This is a genomic window from Streptomyces iakyrus (genome assembly GCF_000717055.1).
Taxonomy (GTDB): Bacteria; Actinomycetota; Actinomycetes; order Streptomycetales; family Streptomycetaceae; genus Streptomyces; species Streptomyces iakyrus.
Map to the genome: position 1 here is coordinate 1 of NZ_JNXI01000066.1, position 1,619 is coordinate 1,619.

Below are 1,619 nucleotides of genomic sequence, written 5' to 3' on the forward strand. Positions count from 1 at the left end.
GATGGAGTGGGTGGGACGTCTGGTTCCGGACGGGCTGTGGGAACTGTTTCAGCGGGTGGTCCCTGCTGCTCCGGTGCGTCCGCAGGGCGGTGGTCGACGGCGGTACGGTGATCGCGAAGTGCTGGCGGCGATCGTGTTCGTGGCCACGACGGGCTGTACCTGGCGGCAACTGCCGCCGGTCTTCGGCCCGTCCGGGCCGACTGCACACCGTCGGTTCACCGAGTGGAGCCGGGCCAGGGTGTGGGGCAAGCTTCACCGCCTTGTCCTCGACGAGCTCGGCGCCCGCGGGGAGTTGGACTGGTCGCGGTGTGCGATCGACTCGGTGAACATGCGGGCCCTCAAAGGGGGGACCTGACGGGTCCGAATCCCGTAGATCGCGGCAAGAAGGGATCAAAGATCCACTTGATCACCGAGCGGTCCGGTCTACCCCTCTCGATCGGAATCTCCGCCGCGAACACCCACGACAGTCAGGGAATCGAACCCCTCGTGCGCGGCATCCCGCCTGTCCGCTCCCGTCGCGGACGGCGTCGCCGGCGCCCCGCCAAACTCCATGGCGACAAGGGGTACGACTACGGCCACGTGCGGCAGTGGCTGCGCTCCCGGAACATCACCCCACGCATCGCCCGCAAGGGCATCGAGTCCTCCCAGCGCCTGGGCCGCCACCGCTGGACCGTGGAGCGGACGGTGGCCTGGCTTGCCGGGTGCCGCCGCCTTCACCGCCGCTACGAGCGCAAGGCCGAACACTTCCTCGCCTTCGCCGGCATCGCCGCCACCCTCATCTGCTACCGGCGTCTGGGTGGGTGAGCCAGTTCATACCGCTCCGAGAAACCCCGGATCGGCGCCGTCGAACTGAAGGCACGAGTCGCGGCTCAGGCTCAGGAGTTCGGCCATGGGCACCGCACGGCGGCTGGTCGCCAGCAGATCCTGGCGGGCCTCGGCCGACCACAACGGCGGGAAGAACGACAGCCCCTGCCGGCCATTCAGCACAGAGACTTCGTCGCGCCAGCCATCCCACCGCAAGCCCTCATAGAACTCCTGGAGCCCTCCGGAGAGAATCCAGGACAGCCATGCTGAGTGGCCGGCACCCAGAGCCTCCCAGCCAAGGGCATCCGGGGCGAAATAGAGGATCTCGCCCGGCTCGCCGGGTCGACCAGCGTCACGGGGGTTGCCCCCGTTGAGCGCGAAGACCCCGCCCAGCACATCGTGCGCGACCACGAGTCCTGCACCCGACTGCCATGCGGGATCGAACGTTGCGGGCATCGCGTTGATCTCCGCCAGGCCGGGCAGTCCTTCGGCGTCGGCACCACTCGGGCTTCCGAAGATCCGCAACCATCCGCTGTCCACGAGCAGACCACCGCAGTTCAGTACCATGCCGCCCAAATTCGATCGGGCGGAGACCTGGAGTTGCAGCAGCGAGGCACGGCCTGTCTCGGCATCGCCGGGCAGCACCTCAACTGGTACGTCGGTGCCGGACAGCTCCTGAAGGAGGAGCGGCCAGGCTGGATCGTCGACGTTGATCAGCTCATTGACCTCGCGCATCCCTGCATCGTCGCACCAGCACCCAGTGGCTCAGTCCGCCGGGGCGCCGGCACTTCGATCCACCAATCGAGATGACCTCT

2 protein-coding genes are annotated in these 1,619 nt (G+C 67.9%); one reads left to right on the top strand and one right to left on the bottom strand.

The annotated features are described in order from the left end of the window. Nucleotide 1: 1 nt before the first annotated feature. Nucleotides 2-804 (top strand): IS5 family transposase gene (locus OO68_RS46025; RefSeq protein WP_403548960.1). Its coding sequence is split into 2 segments (ribosomal slippage): nucleotides 2-341 and nucleotides 341-804, totalling 804 coding nucleotides; the frame shifts between segments, so codons are not numbered across the junction. Nucleotides 805-810: 6 nt separating this feature from the next. On the opposite strand, the gene OO68_RS41530 is transcribed toward OO68_RS46025, so the two are convergent. Further along, nucleotides 811-1,539 carry a DUF2625 domain-containing protein gene (locus OO68_RS41530; RefSeq protein WP_033314691.1) on the bottom strand — a complete coding sequence of 243 codons (729 nt, stop codon included), beginning with the start codon at nucleotides 1,537-1,539 and terminating at the stop codon, nucleotides 811-813. Between the last annotated feature and the right edge of the window lie 80 nt (nucleotides 1,540-1,619).

Bases quoted from the DNA above. Each gene is read 5' to 3' on its own strand.
- OO68_RS41530 (WP_033314691.1), bottom strand. From the start codon at position 1,539: ATGCGCGAGGTCAATGAGCTGATCAACGTCGACGATCCAGCCTGGCCG.